21 protein-coding genes are annotated in these 25,682 nt (G+C 63.7%); 9 read left to right on the top strand and 12 right to left on the bottom strand.

The annotated features are described in order from the left end of the window. Window positions 1-18: 18 nt before the first annotated feature. Window positions 19-576: a cytochrome b gene (locus FFS37_RS11405; protein WP_137931047.1), complete on the top strand. Its 558-nt coding sequence runs from the start codon at window positions 19-21 to the stop codon at window positions 574-576. A 46-nt stretch (window positions 577-622) separates the two neighbouring features. Here the strand turns inward: FFS37_RS11405 and folK are convergent, their stop codons facing one another. The 3 genes from folK to folP are packed head-to-tail and all read right to left on the bottom strand — an operon-like array spanning window position 623 to window position 2,351. Then, on the bottom strand, window positions 623-1,141 hold the full coding sequence (gene folK, locus FFS37_RS11400) for a 2-amino-4-hydroxy-6-hydroxymethyldihydropteridine diphosphokinase (RefSeq protein ID WP_137931046.1): 519 nt from the start codon (window positions 1,139-1,141) through the stop codon (window positions 623-625). Beyond that, window positions 1,125-1,484, bottom strand: coding sequence for a dihydroneopterin aldolase (gene folB, locus FFS37_RS11395; RefSeq protein ID WP_137931045.1), 360 nt, complete (start codon window positions 1,482-1,484; stop codon window positions 1,125-1,127). Before folB ends, folK begins: the two co-directional genes overlap by 17 nt. Window positions 1,485-1,487: 3 nt before the next feature. Continuing rightward, window positions 1,488-2,351, bottom strand: a complete 864-nt coding sequence (folP, locus tag FFS37_RS11390; protein WP_137931044.1) for a dihydropteroate synthase — start codon at window positions 2,349-2,351, stop codon at window positions 1,488-1,490. A gap of 98 nt (window positions 2,352-2,449) precedes the next feature. Here folP and FFS37_RS11385 point away from each other — a divergent pair, with 98 nt between their 5' ends. Beyond that, window positions 2,450-3,073: a DUF922 domain-containing Zn-dependent protease gene (locus FFS37_RS11385; protein WP_171026244.1), complete on the top strand. Its 624-nt coding sequence runs from the start codon at window positions 2,450-2,452 to the stop codon at window positions 3,071-3,073. A 220-nt stretch (window positions 3,074-3,293) separates the two neighbouring features. Further along, window positions 3,294-4,775 carry an MDR family MFS transporter gene (locus tag FFS37_RS11380; RefSeq protein ID WP_137931042.1) on the top strand — a complete coding sequence of 494 codons (1,482 nt, stop codon included), beginning with the start codon at window positions 3,294-3,296 and terminating at the stop codon, window positions 4,773-4,775. A gap of 4 nt (window positions 4,776-4,779) precedes the next feature. Here the strand turns inward: FFS37_RS11380 and FFS37_RS11375 are convergent, their stop codons facing one another. From FFS37_RS11375 to FFS37_RS11365, 3 genes are all read right to left on the bottom strand, one after another. Then, entirely contained in the window at window positions 4,780-5,811 is a 1,032-nt protein-coding gene (locus FFS37_RS11375) for an NAD(P)/FAD-dependent oxidoreductase (RefSeq protein ID WP_137931041.1), read from the bottom strand. Window positions 5,812-5,901: 90 nt separating this feature from the next. After that, window positions 5,902-6,222 carry a 2Fe-2S iron-sulfur cluster-binding protein gene (locus FFS37_RS11370; RefSeq protein ID WP_137931040.1) on the bottom strand — a complete coding sequence of 107 codons (321 nt, stop codon included), beginning with the start codon at window positions 6,220-6,222 and terminating at the stop codon, window positions 5,902-5,904. Between the two features lie 101 nt (window positions 6,223-6,323). Then, on the bottom strand, window positions 6,324-6,692 hold the full coding sequence (locus FFS37_RS11365) for an Hpt domain-containing protein (RefSeq protein WP_137931039.1): 369 nt from the start codon (window positions 6,690-6,692) through the stop codon (window positions 6,324-6,326). A gap of 271 nt (window positions 6,693-6,963) precedes the next feature. On the opposite strand from FFS37_RS11365, the gene FFS37_RS11360 reads away from it, so the two are divergent. Both FFS37_RS11360 and FFS37_RS11355 read left to right on the top strand, forming a co-directional pair. Next, window positions 6,964-13,347, top strand: coding sequence for a kinesin (locus FFS37_RS11360; protein ID WP_137931038.1), 6,384 nt, complete (start codon window positions 6,964-6,966; stop codon window positions 13,345-13,347). Between the two features lie 112 nt (window positions 13,348-13,459). Beyond that, window positions 13,460-14,074: a 3'-5' exonuclease gene (locus FFS37_RS11355; protein WP_137931037.1), complete on the top strand. Its 615-nt coding sequence runs from the start codon at window positions 13,460-13,462 to the stop codon at window positions 14,072-14,074. A 30-nt stretch (window positions 14,075-14,104) separates the two neighbouring features. On the opposite strand, the gene FFS37_RS11350 is transcribed toward FFS37_RS11355, so the two are convergent. The 4 genes from FFS37_RS11350 to FFS37_RS11335 all read right to left on the bottom strand — a co-directional run bounded on the left by FFS37_RS11350 (window position 14,105) and on the right by FFS37_RS11335 (window position 18,176). Next, window positions 14,105-14,701: an ABC-type transport auxiliary lipoprotein family protein gene (locus FFS37_RS11350; protein ID WP_137931036.1), complete on the bottom strand. Its 597-nt coding sequence runs from the start codon at window positions 14,699-14,701 to the stop codon at window positions 14,105-14,107. Between the two features lie 88 nt (window positions 14,702-14,789). Then, a complete protein-coding gene (locus tag FFS37_RS11345; protein ID WP_137931035.1) occupies window positions 14,790-16,163 on the bottom strand; it encodes an MlaD family protein in 1,374 nt (457 codons plus the stop codon). 14 nt (window positions 16,164-16,177) lie between these two features. Further along, on the bottom strand, window positions 16,178-16,987 hold the full coding sequence (locus tag FFS37_RS11340) for an ABC transporter ATP-binding protein (protein ID WP_137931034.1): 810 nt from the start codon (window positions 16,985-16,987) through the stop codon (window positions 16,178-16,180). A gap of 1 nt (window position 16,988) precedes the next feature. Next, a complete protein-coding gene (locus FFS37_RS11335) occupies window positions 16,989-18,176 on the bottom strand; it encodes an ABC transporter permease (protein WP_137931033.1) in 1,188 nt (395 codons plus the stop codon). 77 nt (window positions 18,177-18,253) lie between these two features. Here FFS37_RS11335 and dgcA point away from each other — a divergent pair, with 77 nt between their 5' ends. Continuing rightward, window positions 18,254-19,237 carry an N-acetyl-D-Glu racemase DgcA gene (dgcA, locus tag FFS37_RS11330; RefSeq protein ID WP_137931032.1) on the top strand — a complete coding sequence of 328 codons (984 nt, stop codon included), beginning with the start codon at window positions 18,254-18,256 and terminating at the stop codon, window positions 19,235-19,237. Here the strand turns inward: dgcA and FFS37_RS11325 are convergent. Together FFS37_RS11325 and FFS37_RS11320 are read right to left on the bottom strand one after the other, a co-directional pair. Continuing rightward, window positions 19,208-20,422 carry an MFS transporter gene (locus FFS37_RS11325; protein WP_137931031.1) on the bottom strand — a complete coding sequence of 405 codons (1,215 nt, stop codon included), beginning with the start codon at window positions 20,420-20,422 and terminating at the stop codon, window positions 19,208-19,210. The genes dgcA and FFS37_RS11325 overlap by 30 nt on opposite strands. 128 nt (window positions 20,423-20,550) lie before the next feature. Next, a complete protein-coding gene (locus tag FFS37_RS11320) occupies window positions 20,551-21,333 on the bottom strand; it encodes a UDP-2,3-diacylglucosamine diphosphatase (protein WP_232375626.1) in 783 nt (260 codons plus the stop codon). A 152-nt stretch (window positions 21,334-21,485) separates the two neighbouring features. Here FFS37_RS11320 and FFS37_RS11315 point away from each other — a divergent pair, with 152 nt between their 5' ends. The 3 genes from FFS37_RS11315 (at window position 21,486) to FFS37_RS11305 (ending at window position 25,631) form a co-directional block, all read left to right on the top strand. Beyond that, window positions 21,486-22,265 (top strand): SDR family oxidoreductase, encoded by a 780-nt coding sequence (locus FFS37_RS11315; protein ID WP_137931029.1) that lies wholly within the window; start codon window positions 21,486-21,488, stop codon window positions 22,263-22,265. Window positions 22,266-22,440: 175 nt separating this feature from the next. Then, window positions 22,441-24,765 carry an NADP-dependent malic enzyme gene (locus tag FFS37_RS11310; RefSeq protein ID WP_137931028.1) on the top strand — a complete coding sequence of 775 codons (2,325 nt, stop codon included), beginning with the start codon at window positions 22,441-22,443 and terminating at the stop codon, window positions 24,763-24,765. Between the two features lie 194 nt (window positions 24,766-24,959). Further along, window positions 24,960-25,631: an outer membrane protein gene (locus tag FFS37_RS11305; RefSeq protein ID WP_137931027.1), complete on the top strand. Its 672-nt coding sequence runs from the start codon at window positions 24,960-24,962 to the stop codon at window positions 25,629-25,631. The last annotated feature ends 51 nt before the right edge of the window (window positions 25,632-25,682 follow it).

The following is a 25,682-nucleotide window of genomic DNA, read 5'->3' as shown; positions in this document are numbered from 1 at the left end:
ATCGCCGGAGAGTTTCCCATGTCCACTGTCGCCGAGGCCGCCCCGGATAGGTTGTCACCACGCTATCGGCCGTCTCAGCGCGTCCTGCACTGGCTGATGGCCGTTGTCATCATCTCGGCGCTCGCCATCGGCCTCTACTGCTCGTATCTCGAGCAGGGGACCGCGCTGCGCCGAGCGCTGCTCGACGTGCACAAGTCGCTTGGCATGACAGCGCTGGTCCTGATCGCAATCCGCCTGCCGCTCAGGCTTTCTTTCGGCGAACCGGCAAATCGTCAGCCGTTTGGAGCCTTCGTTCACTATGCCGCCCGCTGCACGCATATCCTGCTCTACGTGCTGATGATCCTGATGCCGATCGCCGGCTACATCACCTCGGCTGCCGGCGGTCATGACCTGCCATGGTTCGGGCTCTTCCAGTGGCCCGACATCCTGCCGCTCGACAGGCCTTTGGAGCAGGCCGCGGCCCGGATCCACGAATATGGCGCCTATTGCCTGTACGCAATCCTCAGCCTGCATGTGCTGGCGGCCCTTTGGCATCATTTTTTCCGCAGGGATGATGTGTTGAAGCGGATGCTGTAGCCAGGAAACTCCTATTGGAGCCGGCGTCATCTCATCGGCCCTGACCTCAGGTCCGGCGCAGCCACCAGTCGCGGCCGGACGGCAGCCGCTCGATACCTGCCGCGTCGACCGCGCCAAGGCGTTCGGCCACGCTCCTGCCGCCGACCGCCAGATCGGGAGCGATCTCGGCCAGCGGCGCCAGCACGAAGGCCCGTTCCAGCATGCGCGGATGCGGCACTTCCAGCCCCGTCTCGTGGATGACGCGCTCGCCGAACACCAGAATGTCGATGTCGATCAGGCGAGGCCCCCATCGCTCCTCCCGAACACGCTTCAGCTTGCGCTCGGCATCGAGGCAGAGGTCGAGCAGCGCCCGCGGCGAAAGACGCGTCGACAGCGCCGCGGCGGCGTTGAGGAAATCCGGCTGGTCGAGCTTGCCCCAGGGCGGCGTGCGATAAAGCGAGGAAACAGCCGTGACGCTTGTCTGCGCATCGGCGTCGAGCAGGCGCAGCGCCGCCGCCATCGACGCGGCCGGATCGCCGAGATTGCCGCCAAGGCTGAGAAAAACGGTGTTATTCTGGCCAGACAACGGTCACCTCGACATAATCGAGCACACCAGGCACCGGCGCGTTCGGCTTGCGCACGGTGATCTCGGCCTTCCGGATCTGCGGAAAGCGCGATGTGAGCGCCTTCGCCACCTCGAGCGCGAGGGCCTCGATCAGAAAGCGCCGGTGTCCGGTGATGATCTCCTCGATGACCGCGAAGGCGACGCCGTAGTTGACGGTCTCGCCGATGGCGTCATCGACCAGCGCCCGTCCCGGTTCGACGGTCAGCGCGGCGTCGACATAGAAGCGCTGGCCAAGCGTCTCCTCCTCGTCCAGCACGCCGTGCCGGGCAAAGAAGGCGCAGTTCTTCATGCGGATGACATACATGGCTCAGCGTTCCGATCTGGGGTCCGGCTTGGCGGTTTGTCGCGCCAGCATAGCATCCGCCACAGCCAGCGCGTCCACGTTGATTGCGACATCATGGACGCGAAACAGATGAGCGCCCTTGAGCCTGAGAATGACACTCGTCGCCGCCGTTCCGGCCGCGCGGTCGGCGGCGTCGCGGCCAGTGACAGTGCCGATGAAGCGTTTTCGCGAAGTACCCGCCATCAACGGAAAGCCCAGTGCGTGCAGTTCTGAAAACCGCGCCATGAGGTCGAGGTTTTCGTCCGCCGTCTCCTTGGCGAATCCGAAGCCGGGATCGAGCACGATGTGGTCATCCGCAACGCCGCTCCGGCGCGCGATATCCAGCGATCTCTCCAGGAACGCAAACTGGTCGGCAATCACGTCGGGCAGTTTCTCGCGGTCCCGCCCGGTATGCATGACGATCAGCCCGGCGCCGGTTTGCGCCGCGACGCTGGCGATGCCGGGCTCGCGCTGAAGGCCCCAGACGTCGTTGACGATATGCGCGCCGGCGGCCACCGCAAGCCGCGCGGTCTCGGCACGATAGGTGTCGACCGAGATCAGCACCTCGCCGAGGCCCGCCAGAGCCTCGATCACGGGCAGGATACGGTCCTGTTCCTCGCCAGCCGAAATGGCGGCAGCACCCGGACGTGTCGATTCGCCCCCGACGTCAATGATGTCGGCGCCTTCCCCGATCATGCGCCGGGCCTGGGCCAGCGCCGTTTCGGGAGCATGAAAAAGGCCACCATCGGAGAAGCTGTCGGGGGTAACGTTGAGAATGCCCACGACCACAGCCTTGCCGCCGAGGTCGATAAGGCGTCCATGGGCCAGTTGCCATTGCCTCGCCGTCATTGGATATCAACCATGGTCCATCAAGGATGCGTGATCCGCAAAGGATCAATTCCGTTGCGCCGGCAATGGCCGTAAAGCAAGGTGGATCGAGAGGCAACATGATGAAACGACCCCTGCTCTGCGCGCTGGTGCTTGCTGCGACCGCCCTCCCCGCCGGCGCGGCCAATCTCGTCAAGACATACAGCTACTTTTCCATCGGCGGCAGCACGCTGGAGGATATCGAGAAGCAGCTTTCCAAACATGGGCCGCAGGTCAAAAGCACCGGCTCGCGCCACCCCGGCGCCACACAGATGGCCTTCACGACCCGTATCAGCTACGCCGCGCAGCCTGGTTCCTGCCGGATCGCCGCCGCGGTCGTGACCGTCAAGGTCAAGGTGATCCTGCCGGAATGGCGCCGGCCCCGAAAGGCCGATGCCGATGTACGGCTGTTCTGGGACACGCTGTCGGCCGACATCAAGCGCCATGAGGAGCGCCATGTCGAGATCGCCAAGAACCACGCCCGCGAACTGGAAGACGCCCTGAAGGCAAGCTATCCGCAAAAGGATTGCGATGCGGCAAAGGCAAAGGCGGCAGAGATCACCGCAACGATCCTCGCCGAGCATGACCGCGCCCAGGTGCAGTTCGATCGCGTCGAAAGCGTCAATTTCGAAAGCCGCATCCTGCGGCTGTTGCGCTACCGCATGGAGCGCATCGGGAATGGCCAGTTGCCGCCGCCGGCGTAATTTTGGTTGCCTCGGTGAATCGTCGCCGGCGAGCCAATCGAGCCGAAGCATGATGCCAGCCTTGGTTTTTTTTCGAGCGCCGGTCGAAATCGGCCTATACCGGGCGACATATTATGGGTTGGCAGGGCACAACCCCGGAAGAACCGACATCGCGACCGATCGCACGCCGGTCAAGCCCAATCGGTGAGCCGCGCAGCGCGCAAAATACGGACGAACTCTGATGGATCAGGCTGTCGACAAAGAGGCCATGGCGGCTGCAGCCACGCCACTGAGCGAAAGCGAAAAGAACGCCATCATCGGCGGCGTTCTCCTGTCGATGCTGCTGGCGGCGCTCGACCAGACCATCGTCGCGCCAGCCATGCCGACCATCGGGCGCGCGCTTGGCCATGCCGATTACCTGCCCTGGATCGTCACCGGCTATCTCCTGACGGCCACCGCCGTGGCGCCGCTCTACGGCAAGATTTCCGACGTCTACGGGCGCCGGCCGACCGTCTATGCGGCCATCCTCATATTTCTGGCCGGGTCACTGGTCAGCGCACTGGCCCCCAACATGTTCGTCCTGGTCCTTGGACGCGCGATCCAGGGGGCCGGCGGCGGGGGCCTTTTCGCACTGACGCAGACCGTGGTCGGCGACCTCGTCCCGCCACGTGAGCGGGCGCGCTACGCGGCGTGGTTCTCAGGCACATGGGCCGTCGCCAGCGTCGCCGGGCCGCTGTTGGGCGGTACCTTTGCGGAACACCTGCACTGGTCGCTGATCTTCTGGATCAACATACCGCTCGGTCTTCTCGCCATGGCGATCATCAACAAACCGCTCAAGAAGCTGCCGATCGCTGCCAAGAACCACAGCATCGACGGCCTTGGCGCGTTGCTTCTCATCGTGGCCACGGCGCTGCTGCTGCTGGCGCTGAACTGGGGCGGCAGCGCCTACCCCTGGATATCGCCGGAGGTCATCGGCGTCCTCGCCGGCTCCGCGCTGTTCTGGGGCGCCTTTGCCCTGCGGCTGATGCGGGCGGCCGAACCGCTGATCTCGCTCGAGGTGCTGGGCAACCCGATCGTCCTGGCCGGCACGCTGTCGATGTTCCTGCTACAGGCATCCAGCGTCGGCCTTGCGGTCTATCTGCCCGTCTATCTGCAATCCATCATCGGCCTGACGGCCAGCGAGTCCGGCATTGCAATGCTTGGCCTCCTGCTGGGGACCGTGGCGGGCGCCGCTTCCAGCGGCCGCCTCATACCGCGCTTCACGCACTACAAGCGCATCGCGATGTTCGGCGTCATCTTCTCGATATTGTGCCTGGGCCTGCTCGCGCTTGTCGCCGGCCATGCATCGCTGCTGGTTGTCGAGGTGCTGACCGTTTGCATCGGGCTGGGAACCGGGACGACATTTCCGGTAACCACCGTCTCGGTGCAGAATGCCGTCGACCGCATTCATCTTGGCGTCGCGACGGGCGTACTGACCTTCCTGCGCTCGCTAGGCAGCGCCTTGGGCGTGGCGATGCTCGGCGCCGTCGCCCTGGGCTTTGGACTGCCGCTGGCCGGCGAAGGCGTGGAGATCGCTGGACATGCCGCGTCGGTCCAACCCTTCGTCATGATCTTTCTTGTCGCCGCCGGCACCCTTTTGCTGGGGCTCGTCACACTGACGCTGATGCCCGAGAAAGAACTTCGCGGCCATGTCGACAATCCAGCGCCGATCCTTTCGGAGTAACGCCCTATTCGGAAACGCCGAGCTTCTTCTGCAGGCTGGTCGACGAGGTCGTGTACTGGAAGACGATGCGCTCGCCGGGGCTGACGATGCGCTTGGCCGCCTGCGCCATCAGCGCGACCTCATGAAAGCCCGATAGGATCAGCTTCAGCTTGCCTGGATACCAGTTGATGTCGCCCACCGCGAAAATGCCGGGGGCCGACGTCTGGAACTTCTCGGTGTCGACCGCAATCAGGTTCTCATGAAGATTGAGCCCCCACTCCGCGACCGGACCGAGCTTCATGGTCAGCCCGAAGAAAGGCAGCATGCGCGTGCAGGGCACCTCGATATCGCCGTCGGGACCGCCCTTGATGGTGGCCGATGAAAGCTGGCCGTCGGCTCCCTTCAATTCGGTCACCTGGCCGACGCGGAACTCCAGTTCTTTCATCTCCTGCATGGCGTACATCTTGTTGACGCTGTCAGGTGCGGCACGAAACTCCGGCCGCCGGTGAACGAGCGTCACGCTCTTTGCCACCGGCTGCAGGTTGAGCGTCCAGTCGAGCGCCGAATCGCCACCGCCGACAATGACGAGGTCGTGGCCGCGGAAATCCTCCATCCGCCGCACCGAATAGAAGACGCTCTTGCCCTCATAGGCCTCGATGCCCGGGATCGGCGGGCGTTTGGGCTGGAATGAGCCGCCGCCGGCCGCGATGACCACCACTTTGGCTTCGAACACCTCGTTTTCGTCGGTGACAACGCGAAAGCCCCCATCCTCCAGCCTTTCAAGGCTGGAAACCATGCGGTTGTAGGTGAATTCCGGCTTGAACGGCGCAATCTGCTCCAGCAGCTTGTCGACAAGGCCTTGCGCCGAGATCGAGGGCCAGCCGGGAATATCGTAGATCGGCTTTTCCGGATAGAGTTCGGCGCATTGGCCGCCGGGCTTGTCGAGGATATCGATCAGGTGGCACTTCAGGTCCAACAGGCCGAGTTCGAACACCGCGAACAGGCCGACCGGCCCTGCCCCGACGATGAGAACGTCCGTGCTGATTATGCCGGTCATGCCAGTGCCTCGCCGCTAAAGACCAGCCGAGACTGCATGACCATTGGCCCGCTGCCAAGCACCAGCGGGAAAAATCTGAAATAGCGGTGTTCAGCCTTGCCGTTCGGGGACGCGCACGACCAGGCCGTCAAGCGCGTCGCGCACCTTGATCTGGCACGACAGCCGGGAGTTCGGCTGGACGTCGTAGGCGAAGTCCAGCATGTCCTCCTCCATCGCCTCCGGCTCGCCGACTTCGGCCGTCCAGGCTTCGTCGACATAGACGTGGCACGTCGCGCAGGCGCAGGCTCCGCCGCACTCCGCCTCGATCCCCGGCACGGCGTTGCGGATGGCGTTCTCCATGACCGTCGAGCCGTTTTCGGCATCCACGTCGAAATGTGTGCCGTCATGGGCAATGAAGGTCAGCTTGGTCATTTGTCACCTGAAGCGAGTTTCCGCCGAGATAATCACTCCGGCGCACAAGTCAACTGCCGCGCGAAAGCGCCGCCCGGTGACGTTTTTGTCGCAAACTGGAATCAGCGGCTGATGGCGGCGATGAAATCGCGCACTTCGTCGATCAGCCCGCCAAGCCGCTTGAGCGTCTGACCGTCTTCCGGCCGCCGTTCGATCTCGGTGGCGCAATCGGCGATGGCGAATGCGCCGACACCACGAGCCGACCCCTTCAACCCATGAGCCAGCAAAAGCCGGTCCTTGAGGTCGGCATCGACTATTTTGTCGCGCACCGACAGCGCCTGCTGTACAAACAGCGCCAGCACTTCCTGCTCCAGGGCGCGATCACCCATCGTCTGCCGGGCAAGGTGTGCCAAATCGACCGGCCGGGACTGCCTGGTTCCCGATACGTCGCCCCCGGGCATTGAGAAGGCAATGCCGCTTTCGCCACGCATGAACTCGAACTCCGTTACTTCGGTCGCCTGAAAAACTAGGCGAATCCAGTGGACAACGGGTTAATGAATGGCCGGGAAAAATGTTGCGAAAGCGGCGCCCAAATCACGCTTCCGTTAACCTTATATTTAAAGTTTTACGTATCCCGCGGAATGCATGTTTTCTTTACCCCCCTGTGTCATTACGATACGAGGGTCCATTTTCAGCCTCCTGCGCGGGGGTACGACAACCAGAATTATAAGCCCGCGGCAGCTAGTACAGGGTAGCGAAGGCATGGCGAAGAAACCAACGACAACGAGAAATCTCGACAGCGACGTGGCCAGGGAACTGGAAAAGGCGCTAGACATCGACCTCGGCAACGACGCAGGCGGCGACCTCGATATCGCGGCTTCGATGGAAGACCTGGAGGCGCAGATATCCCAGGCCGCCGACGAACTCGCCCGCGAGGGGCGCAACCAGCAGCCCGCGCCGGCCGTCAGCCAGGCCCAGCCGGCGAAGCCTTCGCCCAAAGCCAAGCCGGCCGAACTGCGTCCCGTCGAGACGCGCGCCAGCGCCCAGCCTGCCGCCGGCTTCGCGCCGGCCAATGACGACCGACAGAAGGATTACAAGACGCTGCTGCACAGCCTCAACAGGCGTGCTTCCAACACCATCTATTGGGTTATCGCCTTTGTCTCGCTGGCCTGGATCGCAGGCGCCGGCGGCCTGGCCAACCTGCTTTTCGGACCGAGCATCTGGCAGATTCGCACGCTCGACCAGTTCTTCGCCCGCCCCGAACTTATCGGGCTGGCGGTCGCAGCTATCGTGCCGGTGATCCTGTTCTGGGCCTTCGCGGCGATGATCCGCCGTGCCCAGGACATGCGCATCGCCGCGCAATCGATGACGGAAGTGGCCTTCCGCCTGACCGAGCCGGAAAACATGGCGCAGGATCGCGTCATGATGATCGGCCAGGCCGTTCGCCGCGAGGTGGCGGCCATGGGCGAAGGCATCGAGCGCACGCTTGCCCGCGCCGTGGAACTCGAAACGCTGGTGCACAGCGAAGTCAACCAGATCGAACGCTCCTATTCGGAAAACGAGAACCGCATTCGTTCGCTCGTCGACGGGCTCGGCAGCGAGCGTGAGGCGGTCGTCACCCATGCGGAGCGCGTCCGCGCCTCGATCGCCGGCGCGCATGAGACGCTCAGGGACGAGATCGGGGCCGCCAGCGACATCATCCGCGACTCGATCCTCAACGCCTCGACCAAGCTGTCGATGACGATCACCAATTCCGGCGACACGCTGATCGACCGCATCAACGAAAGCTCGATGTCGATCTTCGATTCGGTGGAAGGCCGGCTCGACAACATCACCGACCGCCTGTCGACTTCTGGCGAGGCCTTCGCCAGCCTGCTCGATACGCGCATCGCCAAGCTGACGGACACGACTGACGGCCTGACCCGGTCGCTGACCGACCTGCTGGACGACCGCACCACCGGCATGGTTTCGCTGCTTGGCGGCGCGGCGCGGACGCTGAACTCGGAATTCGAGGCCAGCCTCAACGGCATCGAGCGCACGCTGGCCGAGCGCGGCCAGGCTCTGATCAGTGAATTCCAGACCCGCGCCGAGGCGCTGGACACAGGCACGCAGAAACTCAACGCCGCGCTCGAAGCCCGCGCCCGCCAGATCAACGAAACGCTTGTCGAGCGCGCCCGCGAAATTGCTCATACCTTCGCCGAGAGCAAGGATACACTGGCTGCGATGATCGATCAGGGCAAGACCCAGATCGGCGCCGACATGGCCGATATCGTCACCTCCACCTCCTCCATGTTGGAGGCCCGCGCCAGCGACTTCGCCGGGCGCATGGAGGCAGCGCGTCATGTCGTCTCGCGCTCCTTCGACACCGACATCCAGCGCCTCGCCGACGCCCGCGTCGGCATCGAGGAAGCCGTTGAGAACCACAGCCGTAAACTGTCCGAGAGCCGCGAACGCATGGCGGCCGCCATGCAGGCGGATCTGGCGAAGTTCGCCGAAGGCCGCGCCGGCATAGATGCCGCCGTGACCAACCAGGTGCAGAAACTTGCCGAAGGCCGCAACCTGATCGCACGCGCCCTCGAAGAGGATTTGCGCAAGGTCAACGAATCGCGCGCGGCCATCGACGCATCGCTCGGCAGCCACCTCGAAAGGCTGGAAGAAGGCCGCAACCGGCTCTCCCTGGCCCTCAATGAAGACTCCGGGAAACTCGTACAAGCGCGTACGATCATTGATGAAATGGTCGCCGGGCATGTCGGCAAGCTTGCTGAAGGCCGCAACATCCTGTCGCGCGCCCTGGAAGCGGATCTGGGCAAGTTGACCGACAGCCGCGCCAGCATCGACGGACTTGTCGCCGGCCAGGTCGAGAAAATCGCCGAGGGCCGCGCGGTGCTTGCCAAGGCCCTGGAAAACGACATCGCCGGGATCAAGAGCCTGATCGAGGCGCATTCGGCGAAACTGGTCGAAGATCGCAGCCAGCTTGGCCGCTCGCTCGAGAACGATCTCTCGGGCATCAGGGGCCTGCTCGACGATCATTCGGGACGGCTTGCCAATGACCGCAGCCTGCTGTCGCAGACACTCGAGGCCGACCTTGCCAAGCTGGCCGATAGCCGGTCGAGCATCGACGGACTGGTGGCCGGCCAGGTCGAGAAGCTGGCCGAGGGACGCGACATTCTCAAGCGTGCGCTGGAATCGGACCTCAATACCATCAAGAATGTCATATCGAGCCAGTCCGAGAAGCTTGCCGAGGACCGTGGGCAGCTTTCGCGGGTCCTGGAAGCCGACCTGCAGAATGTGAACAGCGTCATCGCCGACCACATGAACAAACTCGTCCAGGATCGCTCGACCCTATCCAAGGCACTCGAGGACGATCTTGCCAAACTGGCCGATAGCCGCTCCAGCATCGACGGACTGGTGGCAGGTCAGGTCGAGAAGCTGTCGGAAGGCCGCGACATCCTGCGCCGCGCGCTGGAGGCCGACCTCAACGCTGTCAGGAACACCGTTGCCGACCAGTCGCAGAAACTCGTCGATGACCGGGCGCAGTTCGCCCGTGCGCTCGAAGCCGATCTCGAGACCGTCAACGGCCTGGTCAACAGCCACTCCGACCGTCTCGCGCAGGAGCGTTCGGCAATGTCGAAGGCACTGGAGGCCGATCTGGAGGCTGTCGCAAACCATGTGAACGGCCATACCGAGAAGCTCGTCCAGGATCGCTCGACCCTGTCGAGAGCCCTGGAGGCCGACCTGATGACCGTCAGCGGCCACGCCAACAATCACGCGGAAAGGCTTGTCCAGGAGCGCTCGAACCTGTCCAGGGCGCTCGAGGACGATCTCGCCAAGCTGGCTGAAAGCCGCTCCAGCATCGACGGACTGGTCGCCGGCCAGGTCGAAAAGCTGGCCGAAGGCCGCGATGTCCTGAAGCGCGCGCTGGAAGCCGACCTTGCCAAGCTGGCCGAAAGCCGCTCCAGCATCGACGGACTGGTCGCCGGCCAGGTCGAGAAGCTGTCCGAGGGCCGCGACATCCTCAAGCGTGCGCTGGAGGCCGATCTGCAGAGGCTGACCGAAAGCCGCAGCGAGATGGATGATGTCATCGCCGGCCATGTCGGCAAGTTGGCCGAAGGCCGCAACATGCTGAGCCGCGCGCTGGAAGACGACCTCGGCAAACTCGCGGAGAGCCGCAAGGAGGTCGATCGCTCGCTGTCTGGCCATATCGACCAGATTGCCGCCAGGAGCACCGACATTTCGGCCGCGATCGCGGCCGATGTCGAAAAGATCGAGCAGGCCTTCAGCCGCCAGACCGGCATCATCGAGGAACGCGCCGGCACGATGGAACGCGCGCTCTCGACCGGCGTCGACAATGTCCGCAGCGTCCTGGAAAAGAGCGCGGTCTTCGTTGCCGGCGCCTTGCGCGAAAAGGTCCTGGAGGTCACAAGCACCCTGCACGAGCAGGCCGGCGCGGCCTTCAGCGATGCCGATCGCAAGATCGCCGAGCGCGCCGAACAGACCTCCGCGGCGCTGCTAGCGCGCGCCGAGGACATCGCCCGCACCTTCGAGGAAGCGGACCGTCGTCTGCACGCCCGGGCCGAAGATACGTCAAACGCCCTTCTCGCTCGCGCCGACGATACGTCCAGCTCGCTGATGGCCCGCGCCCAGGATGCCGCCGACCAGTTGGCTGCCCGCGCAGGCGAGATCGCCGGCACTTTCGACGTCGCGGATCAGAAGCTTGCCGCCCGCGCACAGGCAACCAACGACCAACTGGCCGCCCGTGCTCAGGATACAGCCGATCAGCTCGCCGCCCGTGCGAGTGAAATCGCCGGGGCCTTCGACGCCGCCGACCAGAAGCTGGTCGCCCGCGCCGTCGAGACGGCACAATCGCTGGCCGCCCGCGCCGGCGATATACTGCGTAACTTCGAAAGCGCGGACCAGCGGCTCGGCATGCGTATCGGCGAATCGGCCGAGGCGCTCGCGGCGCGTGCTTCCGATTTGGGCCGCATCTTCGATGCCGCCGACCAGCAACTGGTCGCGCGTATCGCAGAAGGCTCCGACGCGCTGTCCAGCCGCGCCTCGGAGATCGGCCGCATCTTCGACGACGCCGATCAGCGTCTGGTCTCGCGCATCGCCAACAGCACGTCGACGATCGGCGAGCACGCGGAAACCATCGTCGGAGCCTTCGCCAGCACCGAGCAGAGGGTGGCGGACCGCGCGCGCCAGACCGGCCAGGAGATGGCCGTTCACGCCCGGGAAATCGAGCAGGCGCTTGCCGGAGCCGACGAGCGTCTTGCGTCGAGCGCGGCGGCCGCGGCCGCCCGTGTCGAAGAGCAGATCGCCAGCGTCGAGAACCGGCTGGCCTACACCACGGAGGCGATGGGCCAGAGGCTCAACGAGCAGGTTTCGACCGCCGAGGCGCAACTCGTGTCACGCGCCAATGTGATCGCCGAGACCTTCACCGCGGTCGGCCAGCATATCGGCCAGAGCACCAACGATGCCGCCAAGACCATCGGCGCCAACACCCGCGAACTCAACACGATGCTCGCGGCGCGGTCTGCCGAAATGTCGAAAATCCTCGACGAAACCGCCCGTCCGCTGGTCGAGCGTTTTGCCCAGGGCGGTTCGGAACTGCAAAAGAGCATGGAAGAGGTCACCGAGCGCGCCACCGAGAAGCTGCGCAGCGAAAATGCCGCGCTGGTCAACGCGCTCGCCAACCGCACCGCCGAGACCTTGTCGGCGGTCGAAGGCGCCCGCTCGTCGCTCTCCGACAGCGTCGCCGACCTCATCGGCCGCATGACCAAGTCCAGCTCGCAGCTCGGTCAGTTGATCGAGCAGGCCGCGGTCAACCTTGGCCAGGTCGACGAACGCCTGACCGGCAGCACGCAAAGCTTCGCCGCCACCACGGAAAAGGCGGCGCAGACCTTCGCCAGCTCGGCGCGTCTGGTCGATTCGAACACCACGAGGCTGACGGAACTGTCATCGTCGACCTTGCGCGAGGTGGCCTCGATCGCCACCAAGTTCGACGAACACAGCCGCCTGCTGGCCAGCGCATCGGATCTGTTGAGCTCGGCCCAAAGCAATCTCGAGCACACACTGGAAAGGCAGTCGTCGCTCGAGGATCTCGCCGTCGGGCTCGTCAAGAAATCGGAAGATCTCGAACGCGTCATGCGCTCGTTCGAAAACCTGGTCGGCCAGACGTTGCAGAACGCCGAAGGCAAGACGCTGGAATCGGCCGACAAGATCCGCAACGCGATCACCGACGTCGTCGATTCGGCCACCAAGCGCTTCGCCGACGCGACCGATGAGATGCGGCGCACTGCCGGCTCGATCAAGAGCGAGCTCGACCTTACCCGCGCCGAGCTCAAGAAGGGCGTCATCGAGATGCCGGAAGAGGCAAAGGAATCGACCTCTGCCATCCGCCGCGCGGTTTCCGAGCAGATCAACGCCCTGAAGGAGCTCTCCGATATCGTCGCCAAGTCTGGCCGGGGCGGCGATGGCTCGGAGCCACGTCCGCTGCGACCGGCGCCCCAGGCGCCGGCGGCACGCGCCGCCGAGCCACCGCGCCGCGCCCCGGCACCGCAGCCGGACTTGCGCAACCCACAGGCGCCGCTGGCTGGTGCTGGTCTGCGCGGCACGCTGGACCTTGAGCGCCCGGCCGAGGCTGCGCCGCGGCAGCGGTCGGAGGCCAATGCACGTGCGCCACAGGGTGGTTGGGTGCGTGACCTGCTGACTGCGGCATCGAACGATGCTGAGCTGAGGCCGGCAGCGCCCCAGGCGCCCGCCGAGACGCCCCGCGCGGCCCCTGCCCAGCGTTCGCCACTGCATGTCGTGGAATCGCTGAACTCGCTCTCGGTCGACATCGCAAGGGCCATCGACCACGATGCGTCGATCGAACTGTGGAACCGCTATCGGCGCGGCGAGCGCGACGTGTTCACGCGCCGGCTCTACACGCTGAAGGGCCAGCAGACATTCGACGAAATCCGCCGCAAGTATCAGGCCGAGGCCGAATTCCGCGCCGCCGTCGACCGCTATTGCGACGATTTCGAGAAGCTGCTCAAGGATGTCTCGCGCAACGACCGCGACAACATCATGGCGCAGACCTATCTGACGTCGGACACAGGCAAGGTCTACACCATGCTGGCCCATGCCAGCGGCCGCCTGCACTAAGGCATAGCCGGATCGAAGCGGCGGGAGATTTTGTCTCCCGCCGTTTTCATTTCCAGTAGGGCGTAAATTCACGCGAACCCGGCCGACCAACCGCCTGTTGGGGACATGACCTATGAAATCGGCAATCATATTCGACTGCGAATTTCTGTGCCTCGAAGGCTCCCAGCGCCGATTCTGGTGCGCGGCGCACGATCCCGATCCGGTCGTCGCGCAGATCGGGGCTGTCAGACTCGGGCTGGAGGATGATTTTCCGCTCATCGCGACACACAAATCTTATGTCAGGCCTATCGACCGGTTCGGCGAAAGATACGCGCTCGACCCGTTTTTCAGCCAACTGACCGGCGTAACTGAAACGGACATCGAGACCGAGGGGGTGACGCTGAAGCAAGCCCTTTCGGACCTCGATCGTTTTTCAGCCGGCGCGCGATTCTGGTCCTGGGGTAAGGACGAGCTGAACATGATGGCCATCAGCTGCTATGTCGCGGGCATTCAGCCTTCCATTCCGGCCACGCGGTTCGACAACGCCGTAAAGCTGCTGATTGCGGCGGGCATGCCGATCGAGGATCTGGCGCGGACGCCCAGCAACAAGCTCGCGGAGTACCATGGCGTCGACCATCCGCCGTTGCGGGGCCATGACGCCCTCGATGACGCGCTGTCCATTGCCTATACGCTGCAGCATCTGATGAAGGCCGGAAAGCTGCGCCCGGATGTCTTCGACCGCTTGTAGCCCGAATGCGCCCGCTTCCGGCAGCGAAGCTCAGATCACGGAATCCGTCCAGCGAACGATGTCCTTGGCCGCCTGCCCGAACGCATTGTCCAGCGCGCCGACATAGGCCGCATTGCCGCTGCCCGAAACAGGTGCGGAGGCCGTGAAGCTCTTCGACGCGCGAACCTCGCCATTGCGGTCGTTGAGCAAACGCACGAACAGATCGACCTCCGCGTGCTCGCCGCCGTCGACCCGCACCTCGAAGGACCGGATTTCGACGATCACCTGGTAATCGATCGCCAGGCCCTCGCCCGGCTTGCCGACGCCGGCAAAGCTGCCCGAGCGCTGGAACGTCTCGGCCAGCCGCGCCTGCACGATCAGCGGCAGGCGGTCGGCCCATTGGGCGCCTTTCAGATACTGGATCGAGCGCGCGGAGGGTTTGATGACGATGTTCTGGCTGTCCAGCGCCTTCAGCGCCGAAGGCTGGGCGATCAGAATCTGGCGGCGGCTATGGCCATGCGCACCGACCGAAGGCGCCGACAGCTCGAAAGTATCGAGCGGCGCGGGTCCGCCACCCGGCAGCGCCGCACAACTGGCGAGGGCCAGGGCAAGCAATGCCACGCCCGATCTGGACACAATCGACTTCACGCGCGACCCCTGCTGTCCCCGTTATCCCTCGGTCTCGAAAATAACGCGCATCCGCGATAACTGTTTCTGAGGCGGGCGGAGGCCGGAGTCAACGCCGCGCCCTGCCATCGAACTGGCGAACCTCGCCGTCGCCCCCTGAAAGTATCCGCTGAGGATTGCGGCTCAGGTCCGTCACCGCCTCCTCGATGCGGCCGATCGAACGGCGGCTGTCCTGAACCAGCGCCTCGACATTCGACAGCCCCTGGCCGGAGAAGCGGGCCAGATTGTCGGTGATGACGCCGAGCCGCGCATTCAGCGTATCGGCCACCTGCTTGAACGATTTGAGCGTATCCCTGGCGTCGGCCATCACGCCATCCGCCTGCCCCGAACCAAGCAGCGTATCGACCTTGGCGAGGATACCGTCGACACGCACCGAAGCGTCGTTGAGGCGTTGCGCAAGCTGCTTGGCGTCCTTGATCGTCTGGTCGATGTCGTCCGCGCGGCTGGCGAACTTGTCCGTGACAACGGCAATATCGGCGGCGGCCTTGTTGGCGTTTTCGCTGGCCTTCTGGATGTTGGCCAGCGCAGCGCGCACCTGCGCCGGGTCGACGCCATCGAGCACGCCGTCGACCTTGGCCAGCGTGCCCTGCGTCTGCTTGGCGAAATCGTTGACGGATCCAACGGCGGTGTCGACGTTCTTGATGACGCCGTCGAGCTGCTGTGACGTTTCCTTGAGGTTCGCCGTCACCGTATCGACATTGGCCACGATGCTCTTGATCTTGTCCCTGTCCACCGCATTGAGCAGGCCTTCCGCTGCCTTGAGCGTGCCGTCGAGCTTGCCGGACACGCCCTTCAGTTCGTCGGACAGCGCACTGACGCTGGACAGGAATTTGTCGATACCGTCGGAATTCTTGGCCAGCGCATCGGAGAAGGTCTGGACGTTCTGCACGGTCTGCGTCAGCGGACCGCGGACATCCCTGGTGAACCCCTCGAGGTCCGAGAGCACCTTGTCGGCGCGTGTAAAGATGGTCTGCGCCGTCTGCAGGAGATTGGTCACGGCGGACGGGTTGGCGATGATCTCGGCGACCTTGCCCTCCTTTTCCGCCTGGTCGAGCAGCTTCACTTCCTTGGGGTCGGCGCCCTTGAGTTCGATATTGGCCTGTCCGGTGAGGCCCGCAAGACCGATATCGGCCTGCGTCGACTTGGTTATCGGCGTCATGCGGTCGATTTCGGTATCGGCGATGGCGACGGTCGGATTGTCGACATCGATATAGACGCGCTTGACGTCGCCGACCTTGACGCCATTGAACAGCACGAAGCTGCCACGGCCAAGACCGGAAGCAGAGCCTGGAATGCGTACGCGCAGCAGCGTGGTCTCGCCCTTGTCGCCGATCGCCGCCGTCCAGTAGACGAAGCCGAACGCCGCCAGGATCGCAACCAGCGTGAAAATGCCGACAATGACGTAGTTGGCTCTGGTTTCCATTGCTTCACTTATGGCTATGCACGTGCGGCAAGATCAAGTTGCCGGGCGCGTTTTCCGCGGAAATAGGATTTTACCCACGGTTCCTCGCTCTTCAGCATGTCGTCTATGGTGCCCTCGACCAACACCTTTTTCTTGCCCAGCACCGCGACGTGGTCGCAAGCGGTAAACAGCGTGTCGAGGTCGTGCGTGACCATGTAGACGGTCAGATCCATGGTGTCGCGCAGCTTGACGACGAGCTCGTCGAATTCGGCCGCGCTGATCGGATCGAGGCCCGAGGTCGGCTCGTCGAGGAAGACGATGTCCGGATCGAGCGCCAGGGCGCGCGCAAGTGCCGCGCGCTTGATCATGCCGCCGGAGAGTTCGGAGGGAAATTTCTGCGCCGCGTCCGGCGGCAGCCCGACGAGTTCGATCTTCAGCAGCGCCAGTTCGTCCATCAGTTTCCTCGGCAGGTCGAGATACTCGCGCATCGGCACCTGCACATTCTCAAGCACGGTCAGCGCCGAAAACAACGCGCCATGCTGAAACAGCACGCCAAGGCGCATGTCGATGCGCAGTCTCTCGATATCGCTCGCCTTATCGACGTCGACGCCGAACAGCTTGATCGTTCCCGATTGCTTGGGCATCAGCCCGAGAATGGTTCGCAACAGGACGGATTTGCCGGCGCCCGAGGCTCCGACGAAACCCAGGATTTCGCCGCGCTTTATGTCGAGCGAAAGCTTGTCGAGGATCAGCTTGTCCTCGATGGCGACGGTAACGTCGCGCACCGAGAGCACGATCTCGCTCTCGTCCTGCACCTGCGTGGTCACTCCATTGCCCTCTGCCATCTCAGAACGCGATCGCTGCGTAGAACATGGCAAAAAGCCCGTCGAGGATGATGACCACGAAGATCGACTTCACCACCGAGGCGGTAACGTGCTGACCGAGCGATTCGGCGCTGCCGCCGACCTTCATGCCCTCGACGGAAGCGATCGTGCCGATGATCATGGCCATGAACGGCGCCTTGATCAGCCCGGCGAAAATGGTGCTGAGATCAATGGCGACCCGCAGCCTGTCGAGGAACGCCGCCGGCGGAATGTCGGAATAGAGCCAGGCCGCGACAATGCCGCCGCCGAGCGCGGCGAAATTGGCGATGATGGTCAGGCACGGCAGGGCGATGACCAGCGCCACCAGGCGCGGAAAGACCAGCACGCCGATCGGGTTGAGGCCGATGACTTTCAGTGCGTCGACCTCCTCGCGCATCTTCATCGAGCCGATCTCGGCGGTGATGGCGCTGCCGGAGCGGCCGGCGATCATGATTGCCGTCATCAGCACGCCGAGTTCGCGCAGGATCAGCACGCCGACAAGATCGACGACGAAGATATCGGCGCCGAAATAGCTGAGCTGATAGGCGCCCTGCTGGGCAACGATCGCGCCGACGATCGCCGACATCAGCACCACCACCGGAATGGCGCCGACGCCCATGCGATCGATCTGGTTGAAGATCGCCGCCGGGTTCACCGCATGACCCCGGCCGAGCTTCATCTGCGCACCGCGGATGGTGGCGCCCAGAATGTTCATGGAGGCGAGAAAATCATCCCGCATCTCGTAGACGCGCCGGCCGACAGCCTCCAGCGCGCGAATGACGATGTTGGGCGGCTGCGCCGGGCCGGATTCGGGCTCGCGGCGAACAGCTTCGCCGACCGCGTCGAGCAGGATGGACGCGATCTCGCTCTGGCCTTGCAAGCGGACCTCGACATTCTTCTTCTCAAAAACGCTCACCAGGCGATCGATCAGCCAGGCACCGGCGGTATCGATCTTCTCGACGCCTGAAAGATCCAGCGCCAAGGTCTTGAAACCGTTTCGTTTCTCGATCTTGCGCATCTCGCCGTCGATCAGCGCCACGGTCCGTGTCGTCCAGATTCCGGAGAACGCGCAACCCAGAACGCCATCCTCCTCGCCGACGGCCACGCGCGGGTCGTGGTCGGCTTCCGAGCCGGTCGTGCCGCTTGCGTCGCGCTTGCCGATGGTCAACATGGCGTCCTGTGTAGCCCGATGGGTCCGGCCTTGTCGATTTGCCGACCACCCTTCTCGCATAACCGGAGCAGAAAAATATGGCGCGTGTCATTTCGGTCGAGGCGGAGCGTTTTCCAATCGCCGGGACCTTCACCATTTCGCGCGGCTCCAAGACCGAAGCCGAGGTCATCAGCTGCACAATCCGCGAAAACGGGCATGTCGGACGCGGCGAATGCGTTCCCTACAAACGCTACGGCGAGACGGTGGACGGTGTGCGCGGCGCAATAGAGGCGATGCGCGAACGGATTGCCGGCGGCATCGACCGGACCGCCCTTCTTGCCGCCATGCCCGCCGGCGCGGCGCGCAACGCGGTCGACTGCGCCCTGTGGGACATCGAGGCAAAGCTGAACGGCACCCCGGTCGCGAACGCGATCTGCCCGCCCCGGCCGCGCTCGCTGGAAACCGCCTACACGTTGTCCCTCGGCGAGCCGGAGGCCATGGCGGCACAGGCCCGCGCCAACGCCGGCCGGCCACTGCTGAAGGTCAAGATCGGCGGCGACAACGACATGGCCAGGATCCGCGCCGTGACCGAAGCCGCGCCGCGAAGCCGTATCATTCTCGATGCCAACGAGGGATGGACCGGCGACAATGTCGAGGCCAATCTGGCTTTTGCCGCGCGCCATGGCATTGCGCTGATCGAACAGCCCCTGCCCGCCGGCCACGACGAAATCCTGCGCCGCATCGCACATCCGGTGCCGATTTGCGCCGACGAAAGCGTGCACGAGGCGAAGGACCTCGATGCGCTGGTCGGCCTGTATGACGCGGTCAACATCAAGCTGGACAAGGCCGGAGGACTGACGGCGGCTCTCGTGCTGCGCGATCGCGCCCGGCAGTTGGGGCTGGGCGTCATGGTCGGCTGCATGGTGGGCACCTCGCTGGCGATGGCGCCGGCGGTGCTGCTTGCCCAGGACGCGGATTTTGTCGACCTCGACGGTCCGTTGTTGCTCGCGCGCGACCGCGAACCGGGCCTCATCTATGAGGGTTCGCTCGTCTCACCCCCTGACCGGGTGCTGTGGGGCTGAACGCGCGGCAAGCCCGATCAGGCCCAGGCCGACGATCGCGACCGGGATCATCACCAGGAAACCATCGACACCGAGCCGGTCATAGAGCGGACCGGAAGCCAGCGTAACGGCGGCCATGAAGAAACCGTTGAAGAAATAGGCGATGCCTTGCGCCGCGCCCGTGCGTTCCTCGGCGACGGTTTCACCGATCATTTTCTGGAGGCCGATCAGCACCATCGCGACGGATACCGAATGCAATGATTGCACGGCGAAAAAGCCGGCAATGCCAAGGCCGAGCGGCCATACGAGCGGAAAGATGATCCAGCGCACGATCGAACCGACACCGGCGATGACCATCACCCTGACGACGGAAACGGAAGCAAAAATACGATTGAAAAACAAGAACATGCAGACTTCCGACACCACACCCCAGGCCCACAGCAAGCCGACGAACGAGTCGCTGATGCCGATCGATTTCCAGTAGATGGAAACAAAGCCGTAAAGGAAGGCGTGACTGGCGGTGATGACGCCGACACCAAGGGTGAAGTAGAGGAAATAGGCATTGAACAGGCTCGGCGCCGCATGCTGGATTTCCGTGGCCGAGAGGGGCGAAGCCTTGCGCGGACGCCCCATGCGCGGCGCCAGCAGTCCCGCGACCAGTGCCGCGCCGAGCGCGAGGAATATGATCACCGGCACGGCCTGGGGGCCGGTCGCCGCCAGGATGAAGCCGCCCGCGACGTTGGCGCAGAGATAGCAGATCGAACCCCATTTGCGCATGCTCGCATAGTTCGAGCCGAAGCGGCGGACACCCGAAAGCGCCAGCGAATCGGCGATCGGCGAATGCGGCGTCCAGACGATGGTCAGCGCCAGCGACACGGCCAGGACCACCGCATAGGTCGGCGTCAGAAAATAACCCGCCGACAGCAGCATCGAGGCCGCCACCAGCGCGACATAGACGTCGGCGCGGTCCCTTGCCCGATCGGCGAGCGTGGTCAAAAGGGGCGTTGTCACCACGCGCATGAACATCGGGGCCGCGAGGATGATGGCGATCTGCTCGGCATGAAAGCCCTTGGCCTGAAGCCAGAGGGGGAAATAGGGCAGATGCGTGCCGAGCGATATGAACAAGGTGCCGAAGATCAGGCTCATGCGCAGTTCGAAATGGCGCGGCTTGACGAGTTGTTCGGGCGAAAGCGGCGGCAGGGACATGAATCGATCCAATTACGCCGCATTCGACCGGCAGGCGAGCAACGTGGATCGATCCATAACATGGCGGAAAACCGGACGAAACCGGCTGGACTAATCGATTAGCGCCGAAAACCGTCGAGACGTCGGCCTCAGGCCGCCTGCCCTACCCGATCCTCGATGAGCATCGGTATGAAAGGCTCGTCCAGCGACTCGGGCAACACATGCGCCCAGGTCAGGATTTCCATGCGTCCGTCGAAATGTTCGACCACCGCCGTGCAGCTTTCCACCCAGTCGCCGGTGTTGATGTAGCGCACGTCATCGAAATTCTCGATCGCGGCATGGTGGATATGGCCGCAGATCACGCCGTCGACATGCGAACGACGCGCTTCCTCGGTCAGCACGGTCTGGAACGAGCCGATGAAGTTGACGGCTTTCTTGACCTTGACCTTTGCCCAGGACGAGAACGACCAGTAAGGCAGGCCGAGCCATTGGCGCAGTCGCGTCACCACCCGGTTGACGATCATCGCCGCGTCGTAGGCGTGATCGCCGAGATAGGCGAGCCAGCGCTGATTGTGGACCACCGTGTCGAACTGATCACCATGGATGACGAGAAGGCGCTTGCCGTCGGCCGTCTCATGGATGGCCCGGTCGGCGACGACGATGCCGCCAAAATGCACGCCCTGGAACTGTCGGGCGAACTCGTCATGATTGCCCGCTATATAGGTGATGCTGGCGCCCTTGCGCGCCTTGCGCAGCAGTTTCTGCACGACGTCGTTATGGCTTTGCGGCCAGTGCCAGCTGCGCCGCAGCCGCCAGCCGTCGACGATATCACCGACCAGATAGATGATATCGGCGTCGTGGTATCTAAGGAAATCGATCAGGAAATCGGCTTTCGCCGCCTTCGAGCCGAGATGAACGTCGGAAATGAACATGCTACGGAAAGTGCGGGGCTCTTGGCCTGACATCGCGATTTCACCCTTGCTTTCGAGCAGCCTATGCCCCGATTCATGCAACAACCGTATGACGGTTGCGATTGGTCCAGCGCTGGCGCTAGCCTGCCGGGCAAATCACAGGAGAAATCGTCATGGATCTCGGCATTCGCGGAAAGAAAGCCATCGTCTGCGCTTCCAGCAAGGGGCTTGGGAAAGGCTGCGCCATGGCGCTCGCCGAAGCCGGTTGTGACATCGTCGTCAACGGGCGTAATGCCGAACTGGTGGCGAAGACCGCGAAAGAGCTGCGCGAGCGCTACGGTGTCACGGTCACCGAGGTCGTCGGCGACGTTTCGAAACCCGAGGTACAGAAGGCATTGCTCGCCGCCTGCCCCGAACCCGACATCCTGGTCAACAACAATGGCGGCCCGCCGTTGCGCGACTTTCGCGAACTCGACCGTGCCAAGATCCTCGAAGGCGTCACCCAGAACATGGTCACGCCGATCGAGCTGGTGCAGGCGGTGCTCGACGGCATGGCCAGGCGAGGCTTCGGCCGCATCGTCAACATCACCTCGCTGTCGGTGTACGTTCCAATCCCGGGCCTCGATCTGTCGTCCGGCGCCCGCGCCGGCCTCACTTCGTTCCTCGCCGGCGTGGCGCGAACGGTGATCGACCGCAACGTCACCATCAACAGCCTCCTGCCCGGCAAACTCGACACCGATCGTCTGCGTGGCCCGCACGAGGCCGGTACCCCAGAGGATCCTGCCGCCGCAGCAGCCCGCAAGACCCGCATCAGCGCAGACGTGCCGGCCAAGCGGCTCGGCACCCCGGAGGAATTCGGCCAGATATGCGCCTTCCTATGCTCGGTCCATGCCGGCTATCTGACCGGCCAGAACATACCCGTGGATGGTGGTCTCTACGTCAGCGCTTTTTGATCCAACCATGGCCGGATAACTGGAGAAATCCAGCATGAGATGTCCGTAACTATCTGATAAACGATACTTTTCGGCGCGCCGGCATCTAAACCCGCCGGCGCGTCATTTAGCGTCGCGAAAACGCATGACCACATGCTAAAAGGTCCGTCCAAGCAAGTTTCGAAGGAGCGGCCGCATGGAAGGCGAGAACAAGAAAACGGCCCGTTCGGACCTCGATGAGGCCGCCCTCTTCTTCCACAAGCATCCGACCCCGGGGAAGCTCGAAATCCAGGCGACGAAGCCGCTCGGCAATCAGCGCGACCTGGCGTTGGCCTATTCACCTGGTGTCGCCGCGCCCTGCCTCGAAATCCGCGACGATCCGGCGACCGCCGCCGATTACACGGCGCGCGCCAATCTGGTCGGTGTCGTCTCCAACGGTTCGGCCGTGCTGGGTCTCGGCAATATCGGTCCGCTCGCCTCCAAGCCGGTCATGGAAGGCAAGGCGGTGCTGTTCAAGAAGTTCGCCGGTATCGACGTCTTCGACATCGAGATCGACGCCCCGGAAATCGAACGCATGGTGGAAACCGTCTCGGCGCTGGAGCCGACCTTCGGCGGCATCAACCTCGAGGACATCAAGGCGCCGGAGTGTTTCGAGGTCGAGGAGCAGCTCAAGGCCCGGATGAGCATACCGGTGTTCCATGACGACCAGCACGGCACCGCCATCATCGTCGCCGCCGCCGTGCTCAACGGGCTGGAGTTCGCCGGCAAGACCATATCGGACATCAAGATCGTCACATCGGGCGCCGGCGCGGCGGCGCTGGCTTGCCTCAATCTGCTCGTCTCGCTGGGCGCGCGGGTCGAAAACATCTGGGTCACCGACCGTTTCGGCGTCGCCTACAAGGGCCGTGTCGAGGAGATGGACCGCTGGAAGGATCCCTACGTCAAGGACACGGAGGCGCGCACGCTGGCCGATGTCATCCCCGGCGCCGATGTCTTCCTTGGCCTTTCGGCCGCGGGCGTGCTGAAGCCGGAACTGCTGCAGCACATGGCGCCGAAACCGTTGATCCTGGCGCTGGCCAATCCCAATCCCGAGATCATGCCGGAAGTGGCGCGCGCGGCGCGCCCGGACGCCATGATCTGCACCGGCCGTTCCGACTTCCCCAACCAGGTAAACAACGTCCTTTGCTTTCCCTACATCTTCCGTGGCGCGCTCGACTGCGGGGCCAGCGCCATCAATGAGGAGATGAAGATGGCCGCGGTCAGGGCAATAGCGGCACTTGCCCGCGAAGAACCCTCTGACGTCGCCGCACGCGCCTATTCCGGCGAGACGCCTGTCTTCGGGCCCGAATTCCTGATCCCCTCGCCGTTTGATCCGCGCCTCATCCTGCGCATCGCGCCGGCCGTGGCCAAGGCGGCTTGCGACACCGGCGTCGCGACAAGGCCGATCACCGATTTCACGGCCTATATCGACAAGCTCAACCGCTTCGTCTTCCGTTCGGGCCTGGTGATGAAGCCGGTGTTCTCGTCGGCCAAGGCTTCGAGCGCCAAGCGCGTCATCTATGCCGATGGCGAGGACGAGCGGGTGCTGCGCGCCGCCCAGGTCGTTCTGGAGGAAGGTATTGCCGAACCGATCCTGATCGGACGTCCGCACGTCATCGAGGTCAGGCTCAAGCGCTATGGCCTGCGCATCAAGCCGGGCCTGGATTTCGGCCTGATCAACCCCGAGGACGATCCGCGCTACCGGCACTATGTCGATCTCCTGATCGAACTTGCCGGCAGGCGCGGAGTGACGACGGAGGCGGCGCGCACCATGGTGCGCACCGACAACACGGTGATCGCGGCGCTGGCGCTCCAGCGCGGCGACGCCGACGCCATGGTCTGCGGCCTGGAAGGCCGCTTCGAGCGGCATTTGCGCAACGTCACGCTGATCATCGGCCCGCGCGCCGGCATCCGGGACCATGACCTGTCGACGCTGTCCATGCTGATCTCGCAGCGCGGCATCATCTTCCTCACCGACACCCATGTCTCCGTCGATCCGACGGCCGAGGAGATCGCCGAGATGACCGTGCTGGCAGCCGAGGAAATCCAACGCTTCGGCATCGAGCCGAAGGCGGCGCTGCTGTCGCATTCGGATTTCGGCTCGCGCGATTCGCCGAGCGCGCTCAAGATGCGGCAGGCCGCCGCTATCCTGGCCCGCATCGCGCCCGAACTGCAATGCGACGGCGAGATGCATGCCGACACCGCTCTGTCGGAACACCTTCGCCAGCGCGTCTACCCGCATTCGCGCCTGAAGGGCGAAGCCAATCTGCTGGTGTTCCCGAATCTCGATTCGGCCAACATCACGCTGACGGCGTTGCGCGCGATGATGGATGCGCTGCATGTCGGACCGATCCTGCTTGGCACCGACAAGCCGGCGCACATATTGACGCCTTCGGTCACGTCACGCGGTGTGGTCAACATGACAGCACTTGCCGTGGTTGAGGCCGCTCACAAGGCGCAGGCGATCGTCAATCTGGGCTGAACCCTGCGCTCTGCAAGTTCGGTTCGGCCGGCTGGGCAAACACCCTCCATCCCAGCTTGGCACGCCGCCCGGCCCAAACCGGTGTTGCGGACCGGCAACTTGCGATTGCGGAAAACAGGGATTGGCCGGACGCCGATTTCACAGGAAAAGCGGAGCTGATACAGTTGCTCATCTGATTTGACGGCGAGGACGTCATGAAGGGCCGGCTTGTTGCATCCGCATTGCTGTCGCTGATCGGCGGACACGCTTTTGCCGCGGATGCCGTCAGTGTCGAGCCCGCCGCCGTCCACGACTGGTCCGGCGTCTATGTCGGCGGCCAAATTGGCTACGGTTTCGGAAAGACCGACGCGACTTACAATTTGCCGAACACACCGACAGTCCGGGGTTCGCAGGATTACGATGCCGACGGTTTCCTGGGCGGCGTCCAGATCGGTTACAACTACCAGATCAACGCCGCCGTTCTCGGCGTCGTCGCCGATTTTTCCGGAGCCGACATCAAGGGCCACTCCGGCGAGATCACCTCCGGCCTGAGCGACAGTTACGATACCAAAGTGGACTGGTTTGGAACGCTGCGCGCCAGAGCAGGCTATGCGTTCGATCGTACGCTGGTCTACGGCACCGGCGGCTTGGCATTCGGAAGTGTCGAAAACCAGTATCCCTACAACGGCTTTTCCGAGAAGAACACCAAGATTGGCTGGACCATCGGCGCCGGGCTGGAGCAAGCCATCTCGGACCATTGGTCGGCAAGTTTCGAATATCAGTATGTCGATCTGCGGGACCAGACCATCGACTTTGCTCCGAACTCCAACACCACCTTCGATAACACCTTCAATACGGTCAAGATCGGCATGAACTACAAGTTCTGACAGCCATCGCCAGACCACATCCGAAATAGACGATTAACCGCGTACGGCGTA

The sequence above is a fragment of the Mesorhizobium comanense genome (genome assembly GCF_005503535.1).
GTDB lineage: Bacteria > Pseudomonadota > Alphaproteobacteria > Rhizobiales > Rhizobiaceae > Mesorhizobium > Mesorhizobium comanense.
Note: the sequence above shows the minus strand (reverse complement) of the source record. Positions and strands in the feature narration are given on the sequence as shown.